Source organism: Conyzicola sp. (genome assembly GCF_057073975.1).
Map to the genome: position 1 here is coordinate 1 of NZ_JBXMIS010000103.1, position 9118 is coordinate 9118.

The 9118-nt window shown below is 64.9% G+C and carries 7 protein-coding genes and 1 pseudogene; 5 read left to right on the plus strand and 3 right to left on the minus strand.

Going from position 1 to position 9118, the window contains the following annotated elements:
• From AC14A7_RS09115 to AC14A7_RS09130, 4 genes and pseudogenes are all read left to right on the plus strand, one after another.
• Positions 1–414 (plus strand): annotated as a pseudogene (locus AC14A7_RS09115) (phosphocholine cytidylyltransferase family protein); the annotation flags it as partial.
• A 71-nt stretch (positions 415–485) separates the two neighbouring features.
• Positions 486–1295, plus strand: a complete 810-nt coding sequence (locus AC14A7_RS09120) for an ABC transporter permease (RefSeq protein WP_484008320.1) — start codon at positions 486–488, stop codon at positions 1293–1295.
• Positions 1295–2038, plus strand: a complete 744-nt coding sequence (locus tag AC14A7_RS09125) for an ABC transporter ATP-binding protein (protein ID WP_484008322.1) — start codon at positions 1295–1297, stop codon at positions 2036–2038. Before AC14A7_RS09120 ends, AC14A7_RS09125 begins: the two co-directional genes overlap by 1 nt.
• A gap of 1 nt (position 2039) precedes the next feature.
• On the plus strand, positions 2040–2852 hold the full coding sequence (locus tag AC14A7_RS09130) for a hypothetical protein (protein WP_484008324.1): 813 nt from the start codon (positions 2040–2042) through the stop codon (positions 2850–2852).
• A 62-nt stretch (positions 2853–2914) separates the two neighbouring features.
• Here AC14A7_RS09130 and AC14A7_RS09135 read toward each other — a convergent pair whose 3' ends face one another.
• The 3 genes from AC14A7_RS09135 to AC14A7_RS09145 all read right to left on the minus strand — a co-directional run bounded on the left by AC14A7_RS09135 (position 2915) and on the right by AC14A7_RS09145 (position 7799).
• Entirely contained in the window at positions 2915–5143 is a 2229-nt protein-coding gene (locus tag AC14A7_RS09135) for a tetratricopeptide repeat protein (RefSeq protein WP_484008326.1), read from the minus strand.
• 334 nt (positions 5144–5477) lie between these two features.
• Complete coding sequence (locus AC14A7_RS09140; protein ID WP_484008328.1) at positions 5478–6425, minus strand: DNA topoisomerase IB; 948 nt, start codon at positions 6423–6425, stop codon at positions 5478–5480.
• A gap of 78 nt (positions 6426–6503) precedes the next feature.
• Positions 6504–7799, minus strand: a complete 1296-nt coding sequence (locus AC14A7_RS09145) for a CDP-glycerol glycerophosphotransferase family protein (protein WP_484008330.1) — start codon at positions 7797–7799, stop codon at positions 6504–6506.
• A gap of 39 nt (positions 7800–7838) precedes the next feature.
• Here AC14A7_RS09145 and AC14A7_RS09150 point away from each other — a divergent pair.
• Positions 7839–9118, plus strand: a 1280-nt coding sequence (locus AC14A7_RS09150) for a CDP-glycerol glycerophosphotransferase family protein (protein ID WP_484008331.1), incomplete at its 3' end; no start/stop codon positions are given.

A 9118-nucleotide genomic window follows, 5' to 3' on the forward strand; every position in this document is an offset into this window, starting at 1 on the left:
GCGCCCGGCGGAGTGCTGTGGATGAACGGCGATGTCGTCTTCGACCCGATGGCCCTCGAGCGCGCCGCAGCGCTCGTCGCCCGCGAGCAGTCCTTCGTCTCCGTCAACACCGCCAAGGTGTCCGACGAGGAGGTCAAGTACACGACCGACGCGGAAGGGTACATCCGCGAGCTCTCGAAGACCGTCAGCGGCGGCCTGGGCGAGGCCGTCGGAATCAACTTCGTGTCGCGCGACGACAAGGCCATGCTCCTTCGCCAGCTCAAGCGCGTCGGCGACCAGGACTACTTCGAGCGCGGCATCGAGCTCGCCATCGAGCAGAACGGCCTCCTCATCGAGCCGGTCGACATCTCCGACCTCTACGCGGTCGAGGTCGACTTCGCTGAAGACCTCGAGCGAGCCAACCTCTTCGTATAGCTGCAGCATCGGCTAGCTGCTGGCGCGTCTAACTGCCGCGCCGTGCAGCCGCGCAGCCAAGCGTCGGTACGATGGTGGGCGTGAGTAGCAGCGCGCTGGAGCGACCAGCCTGGTCCCCGGCAGCGCGCTACCGACATACCCTCTGGCTGCTGACCAAGCGCGACCTGCGGGTTCGCTACTCGACGTCTGCCCTCGGCTACCTCTGGTCGATCCTCGACCCGCTCGCGATGGCGGCGATCTACTGGTTCGTCTTCACCCAGGTGTTCAACCGCTCGGTGGCCGGCGAAGACCCGTACATCGTCTTCCTGCTCGTGGCCCTGCTGCCGTGGACGTGGTTCAACGGTGCGATCTCCGACTCGACTCGCGCGTTCATCCGCGGCGCCAAGCTCATTCGCTCGACCAAGATCCCCCGCACCATCTGGGTCGCCAGCATCGTGTGCTCGAAGGGAATCGAGTTCGTGGCGAGCCTTCCCGTGCTGGCCATCTTCGCGATTGCAAGCCAGGCGGAGCTGCACTGGGAGGCCGTGTACTTCGTCGTCGGCCTGCTCATCCAGTTCGTCCTCACCCTCGGAATCGGCCTCATCGTCGCCCCGCTCGTGATCTTCTTCCGCGATATGGAACGCGCGGTCAAGCTCGTGCTGCGCTTCCTGTTCTATGCGAGCCCGGTCATCTACGGCGTGCAGGCGCTGCCAGAGGAGCTGCACACGCTCGCGGCGTTCAACCCGCTCACCGGCATTTTCTCGCTCTATCGCGCGGCGTTCTTCCCTGACCAGCTCAACCTGTTCAACATCGTCGTCGCTGCCGCGATGAGCCTCGCCTTCCTCGCCGTCGGCCTGTTCGTGTTCCACCGCAGCGAGCGCGCCGTGCTGAAGGAGATCTAGTGGATGCACGCACCGGCGGAATCACCGTCACCGACGCCGGAATCCGCTTTCGCCGCAACCGCCGCTCACGCCGCAACTTCAAAGACCTCTTCGGCGGGCGCGCCCGTCGCACTCTTGCCAGCGAGTTCTGGGCGCTGCGCAACGTATCGTTCACCGTGCAGCCCGGTGAGGCCATCGGCGTTGTCGGGCGCAACGGCCAGGGCAAGTCGACGCTGCTCAAGCTCGTCGCCGGCGTCATCCTCTCCGACGAGGGATCCGTCGACGTGCACGGCGGGGTCGCCCCGCTCATCGAGATCACCGGCGGCTTCGTCGACGACCTCACGGTGCGCGACAACATCTACCTCACCGCAGGCCTCCACGGCATGAAGCGGGCGGAGATCGCCGAGCGCTTCGACGAGATCGTCGAGTTCGCCGAGATCGGCGACTTCCTCGACACACCGTACAAGCACCTCTCGAGCGGCATGAAGGTGCGCATCGCCTTCTCCGTCGTCTCCCGGCTCGAGGAGCCGATCATCCTCGTCGACGAGGTGCTCGCTGTCGGAGACAAGGGCTTCAAAGAGAAGTGCTACCGGCGCATCGAGGAGCTGCTCGCCGGCGGCCGCACGCTCTTCTTCGTCTCCCACAATGAGAAAGATCTCAGGCGCTTCTGCAAGCGTGGGCTCTACCTCGACAAAGGGCAGCTCGTGCTCGATGCGCCGATCGGCGAGGTACTAGAGAAATACGACGCAGACTACGGAGCCTGAGATGACAAACGCCCTTCCACCTCAGGCGGCCAAGGTCGCCGGTGACGCGTTCGACAGGTTCCTCAACATCCAGCGCCCGGTCGTTCTCGCGCACCTGCGCAGCATCCGCTCGCGCCGCCCCAACGCGACGCCAGAGGAGGTGCTGCGCATTCTCGAGCTGCGCTACCTGACGGCCGTCACGACCGGCGGCGCGCTCGTCGGGGCAAGCGCCGTCATCCCTGCTGTTGGCGTTGGAACCTCCATCGCCCTCTCTGCCGTCGAGACGGGTGGGTTTCTCGAGGCGAGCACGCTGTTCGCCCAGTCGGTGAGCGAGCTGCACGGGGTGCGGGTCGACGACGCCGACCGCTCAAGCGCGCTCGTGATGGCCCTCATCCTCGGCTCCGCCGGAACCGATCTCGTTCGCCAGCTCGCTGGGGAGGTCACCGGAACCTCCCCCGGCCGACGCGCCTTCTGGGGCGACCTCGTCACCAAGCAGCTGCCGAAGGCCGCGGTCGACCGCATCGGCAACGAGCTGCGCAAGCGGTTCCTCGCTCGGTTCGGTGCGACGCAGGGCGCATCGGTGCTCGGCAGGGCCATTCCCTTCGGCATCGGGGCGGTCGTCGGCGGGGCAGGCAACAACATCCTCGGCCGCCAGATCGTGCGCGGCACCCGCGATGCCTTCGGCACCCCGCTGGCGTTTCCAGAGGGCCTTGAGCCGGTCGTGCGCATCACCCGCGGCGAGCGCCGCGAGGCGCGCGTCGAGCGCAGAGCGCAGAAGGCGATCGAGGCCGGACGCCCCTTCCCGGCTGAGATGGGCTCGTCGATCATTGACTAAACGCTGCTTGTTGGGGCTAAGGCGACAGACGCTAGTTCGTCAGATCGATGTGCAACGCGAGGCTAATTGACCGCCCAGTCGCCAAGGACTCGGTCCTCCTCGAGGAGCCGCCCAGGCAATACGTTCCTAGAAAAGACGGCCTCAGCTTCGTCTCCAAGCTCGAACTTGGTCAGCCGGAAAAGCTCGCGTGCTTCGTCCGACTTTCCTTGCTGGCTCAGACAGATAGCCAAGCGAAGGCGACTTTCGGGAGTCGGCTCGTTCCTTGCCAGCTGGCTGAACAGCACTTCAGCGTCCGCAAAAGCCCCGGCATTGTCATAGGCAGCGGCCAGCGATGACATGTACTCAGACCTCTGCCGTCCGGTGGATGCATCCATAGCCATCCGGAGGTGAGTCGCCGCATCCGCCCAGCGCTCCAATTCAAAGTAGACGTGTCCTCTAATTCCGTCGGGCGAGACGTGATCGTTTGACTGTCCCTCCATAGAGTCGAGATCGAGGAGGGCACCTTCTCTGTCGCCGCTTCGGGCGCGAGCTTCCGCTCGGTGGGCTAGCGCCGTATTGCTTCTTGAATCGAGCGAAACAGCGCGATCAAAATCCTTCATTGCTTCGTCGAGTCGCGACAGGGACAGCAGCAAGCAACCACGGCTCACCATTAGCCGAGTCTGTGTGGGATTCAGTTCCAGAGCGCTGGAATAGTCCTCCAACGCGGATTCGGGCTTTTTCAGAGTTCGCCGGAGAGTCGCGCGGGTCGCGAGTGCAGCGTATTGATGGGCGGAGGGGCGCTCAGCTGCAAGGCCAATTACGGACTCAGCCTTTTCCGTCTCTCCCATGCCGGCCAGACACGAAGCCCTGTCCAATGACAAGACGATTTCATCGACGCCGAGTTTTTCTGCGGAGTCGAGGTCATCAATTGCACTTGAATACCGGTGTAGGGCTCCGTACACCCGGCTTCGTAGGAGATACAGCTGGCCTTCAAAAGGGCTATTGAAAACGGCCCGTTCCAATATCTCCAAAGCGGCACCGGGCTCGTTTCGCTGAACTAGTGACTGCACCCAAAGCGTGTAGTTGTGAGCGTTGGTTGGGGCCATGCGCTCTACATCTCTGAACTGACTGTCCGATGCCGCATGATTCGTCATTTTGGCGAGGGAGAGCGCCCTGTGCGACATGGCTTCAAGATGAGTGGAGTCGAGCGCAATCGCTCGCTCGAAATCGGAGATGGCACCCGAATAATCCCGAATGGAGTGACGGGTCAGGCCGCGCTGGAAGACAGTCCAAGCACTTTCCTTGACAGCGATAGATCGCCCATACAAGTCTTCGGCTTCCAACAGCTTGCCTCTACGGCGGTATGCCCGAGCCATAGTGCTTAAGACGTAGTCCTCCCGAGCGCCCTGAGATATTGCATCGTCGAAGTCGGCGAGTGCGCGCGAATCCTCGCCAAGGACAAAAAGTGCGAAGCCACGGAGCACGAGACCGTCCAGATTTCCCGGATCGTGTTCAAGCACAAGGTCAAAGTCGAGAACGGCCGCGCGCAGGTCTTCTTCGTAGAGCCGCTCACGGCCCCTTGACGTTACTGACTGCACAGCGATTCGCTGACCTTCGTCTAGGAGCATGGTGCGCAGCACACCAGACGGGTTGTCGGACGAGTGATCAGAGGGGTCGTTGTCAGCCAGAGCTTTGGCGCGGTGGATTCTCATGCTCACGTCTTTTGGGTCGAGTGCAAGCGCCTTGCTGAAATACTCCAGCGATTCCTCTCGCCGGCCGAGTTCGTAAAGGGCGCTGCCGCGAAGACGCATGATTTCGGCTTCTTCTGGCATTTCGTCGCCCAGGGATTTCAAGTCTTCGAGGGCCGAACTAGGATCTCCCGCCCTCATGAACAGTTCTGACCGCGCAATTCGATACCAGGCATGTGAGGAGTCGAGGTGCACAGCTCGATTCATATCTCTCAGCGCGGCGGTGTCCTCACCTGTCGCGGAGAGGAGTTGAGAGCGAAACGCGAAGGCCCAGGGCCACGACGGCACTTTTGCCGTGAGCATGTCGGCATGATTGCGAGCTTCGACGAGGCGGCCACCTTCGCGGGCCGATATTGCCTTGCGAACCAGCCCGACGACACTCTCATCGATACGTCGCGACAAATCATGACCAATCCACAAGTATTCGGAGTTACCGACAAAGGCGGTTGTGAAAGCAACAACGAGGACGAACACGACCGACCATGTGTCGACGGTCCATAGAGCCAGATCGAGGGCAAAGGTAGTGTCCGATTTGATCCGAGCGACGACGGCAAGGCCGATCATCAAGGCAGTCACTACCCACGTGACGAAGACGGTCCACCGACTCATCGGATCCAGCTTGCTTGCGTCAGCAAACGCGTCTGCTGTCCGTTGGATGTCTTCATCCCGGAGGAGTATGCCGCTTGAGTTCTTGCTAGCCAGATCAACTGCCACGCTGTCTGAGCGACCGAGAGCGCGATCTCGCTGAGCTCTAAGTCGCACTGAGGCAAAACCGACTAGGAATACGACCGTCGTTAATCCAGCCGCTAGGGCGGACATCAAGAAAGAGGACACAAGGGATTCTGGCACGAAAACGGCATGGATCCCGTAAGAACGTGAGCTGTATTCATGCGTCTACTCAGGCGAGCAGTCGCAGCAGCTCCCGCTCGACTGAGGCCGGCTTCGACGCGTCCACGGTCTCCCCCGCGCCGAAGCGCGTGATCACCCGCGGATCGACGTAGCTCTTGCGCGCGATGGTCGGGGTGTTGCCGAGCACGACCGATGCCTCGCGCATCGCCTCGGAGAGCGCGCGTCGCGTGGCGCTGCGCGTGGGAGCCGGGCCGTGCCGCGCGAGGCTGAGGGCGGCCGCTGCCGTTCCCCGCAGGGTGCGGAAGTCCTTGGCAGTGAAGGATCCGCCCGTGCAGTCGCGCACGTAGTCGTTGATCTCCGCCGCAGAGACAGGATGCCACTGCCCACCCTCCCGGTAGGCGAGCAGCCGGGCGGTCGGGCCGCGTCTCTTCAGAGCGGACAGCTCGCGCGCGAGATCCGCGTCGGTGATCTGGGAGCTCCAGGTCTTGCCGCTCTTGCCGGGAAAACCGAGCGTGACCACGTCATCCGTCACCGAGATGTGCGAGCACAGCAGAGTCGAGAGACCGTGACTGCCGTTGTCGTCGGTGTAGCGCTCTGAGCCGACGCGAAGGGCGCCGACGTCGAGCATGCGGAACGCAACCGCGAGCGTGCGGCCCTTGGCGTCGTCCCCACGGAGGTCACGCGTGACCTTGCGGCGCGCAGACGGCAGGGAGGCGGCGAGGCTCAGTGCACGGTCGAACTTGGTCTTGTCCTTCTGGCGGCGCCACGCCTCGTGGTAGAGGTACTGGGTGCGCCCTGCGGCATCGACCCCGGTCGCCTGGATGTGACCGTTGGCGTGCGGGGAGATCCACACGTCTGTCCACGCTGGAGGGATGACTAGCGCGTCGATGCGCTCACGATCGGCGGCAGACGGATCCCCGGTAAATCTGAACCCGCGACCCGCCTTCACTCGCCCGAAGCCGGGGCCGGTGGGGTCGCTGCGGCGGAGTCGAGGCATGCGTCGAACCTACGCGCCCTGCCAGAAGCCGACGTGGGGGTTTCTCCCGGGCGGGCTCTGGTGTAGCGGTGCGGCAGCTCAGTCGTTGTCGCCGGGTGCCGCATCCTCGTCGTCGTCGTCCTCGAACGGGGACGCCTCGCTCGAGGCAGCGTCGCCCTCGTGAATCGCCGCGTGCTTGCGCCAGTCGGCCAGCAGCTTCTCAACCGCCTTGTGAAAGCGTCGCGTCGCCTCGCCGGGGCGTGTGTCTCCGAAATGGCGCTCGACCCAGTGGTCGAGGTTCTGCTGTGCCGTCTCGCTGAGCCGCACCCGGTCGACCTCCGCGACGATATCTGCCCCCGCAACGAGCCACTCGGCCGCACCGAGGTAGCCGCCCTCGTCGACCTCGGCCAGGGGGTTTGCCGGGCGGGTCACCAGCAGCGGCTTGCCGACGGCGAGACGGTCGTAGATCATCGCGGAGATGTCGCTGATCGCCACATCGGCAGCGGCGAGCTGCCAGCCCATCGTCGGACCGTTGTCGAATACGTGATGCGCGGTCGGGTCTGCCGCGTTCGCCGCCGCAATGGCCGAGATGATCTCCTGGTTTGCCGCGCGGTACTCGCGGTCGACGACGCCACTGCGAGGATGCGGCCGGTAGATCACCCGGTGCCGCCCCGTTGCGAGGAGCGCTTTCACAAGCCCGACCCCGTGCGAGGCGATGGAGCCGTAGGCCGCCGCCTCGCGGTCGCCCTCCCAGGTCGGAGCGTAGAGCACGACCGTGCGCTCGTCGGGCGTGTACGGCAGCTCTCCGGCGAAGTGGTCGGCCTGCGGTCGGCCGATCTGGATCGTCTTCTTCGCGAGGTCGAAGCCCCAGAGCTTGCGCTTCAACCGGTCGTGGGCGGCCTGGCCGGCAATCAGGCTGTAGTCGTATGCCTTGAACTGGTTCGTGGTCATGTACATCTTGTCGGATTCGCCGTGGTTGATGAACACGTGCCACATGCGGCCGTAGCGGAACATCTGGAAGTTCTTGGCGTTCTGGTTGACGTAGAAGATGATGCACGGCTGCTGCTCAGCGACGAACTGCTCGAGATCGACGACCCGTCGCTTGTAGACGGTCGGGATCGGCGCCTCGTCGATGAGGGTCAGCGCGGTGCCCGGCGAGCGGGCGATGATCGCAACGGGGTGGGTCTTTGCCAGCTCGGCGAGCGGCGCGTACCACTGCCGGATCTGATAGAGGTTGACGCGCGTGTCGGCGAAGTACACCGCGATCTCGATGCTGCCCGGCGCGGGCTGCTCGATCGTCGGCAGGAGGTTCGCGAGGGCGCGTCGCGTTCGTCGCGAACGCAGCAGGTTGCGGGCGAGACGCCGCGCTGTCCTGATGTCAGAGAGCAGGGGCACGGTCTGATTAAAGCAGCCCGGCCCCTGTTACGCTCAAGCGTGCCGCAGCAAGGACAGGGATTCACCTTCGCCGCTGGCAACGCGCGCAAGATCCTCGCCGCACCGCTCTACCTCGCCGGCGCGATCGCCACGCGCCTTGTTCGCCGCGATGGCGACCTGTGGGTGTTCGGCAGCGGGTCCGGTGTCGGCGAGGGCGCGCTTGCGCTGCTCCACGTCGCGCGGTCGCACGGGCACGAGCCGGTGTGGCTCACGAGCAGCAGCGAGGAGGATGCCGCGGCCGCCGCCCTCGGCATCCCTCACGCCCGCTCCAGCTCGGTCGCGGGCTTCCGTCTCACGCTGCGCGCCGGGGTCGTCGTGATCACCCACGGATTCGGCGATGTGAACCGCTTCGCTGCCCGCGGTGCGTTCGTGGTTCAGCTGTGGCACGGCATCCCGCTCAAGCGCATCCAGCTCGACTCCCCCGTCACGTTCTCCAGCCGCATCCCCCGACTCGGCGGGCTGCTTCGTCGCGCCTACCGCCGCAGCGCGTCGGCGATCAGCCTGCTGCCCGCGGCCTCCGAGCTCTCGGCCTCCCGCCTTCGCACGGCGTTCGGCCTGCCCGCCGAGCGCGTGGTTGTCACCGGCGATCCTCGTGACGATGTCGTCGTCACGCGCCAGAGCGAGGATGCGCGCGCCGCGCTCTCCGAGCTCATCGCCCCCTGCACCGGTGAGGTCATCCTCTACGCGCCGACCTGGCGCGACGGCGAGCCCGACCCCGCCGTGCCGACACCAGAGGAGTGGGAGGAGATCGAGCAGTGGCTCACCGAGCGCGACGCGACCCTCGTGGTGCGCCCGCATCCGCACAGCGTCGGCGACTACCGAGCGAGCGAGCGCGTGCGGCTGCTGACCTCCCGCGAGGTGCGCGACATCACTCCCCTTCTGCCCGCCGTCGACGTGCTCGTCACCGACTACTCCTCGATCGCCTACGACTTCTCCCTGCTCGGCCGCCCCATTGCCTACCTGGCACCGGATGTGGCGCGCTACACCCGCACACGCGGGCTCTACGAGCCGTATCGGCAGTTCAGCGGCGGCACCGAGGTGGCGAGCTGGGCAGAGCTGCTCGCGCTGCTCGACGATCGGCCATGGGTAGACAGGCTGCGCGACCATGCAGCACGGATTGCCGCCGAGCACCAGGCATTCCGCGACGGCGAGAATGCTGCAAGAGTGTACGAGGCGATCATCACCCGACGCAAAGGAGCGAGCATGAGCGTTCATACTGCCGCGCCTGTGCCGTCGGCGACGCCCCATGACACCGCCTCCATCGAGGATGACGCGACCAT

Excerpts from the sequence above, each read along its gene's own strand:
- AC14A7_RS09120 (WP_484008320.1), top strand. The coding sequence starts at position 486 with ATGGTGGGCGTGAGTAGCAGCGCGCTGGAGCGACCAGCCTGGTCCCCG.
- AC14A7_RS09130 (WP_484008324.1), top strand. The coding sequence starts at position 2,040 with ATGACAAACGCCCTTCCACCTCAGGCGGCCAAGGTCGCCGGTGACGCG.
- AC14A7_RS09135 (WP_484008326.1), bottom strand. The coding sequence starts at position 5,143 with ATGATCGGCCTTGCCGTCGTCGCTCGGATCAAATCGGACACTACCTTT.
- AC14A7_RS09140 (WP_484008328.1), bottom strand. The coding sequence starts at position 6,425 with ATGCCTCGACTCCGCCGCAGCGACCCCACCGGCCCCGGCTTCGGGCGA.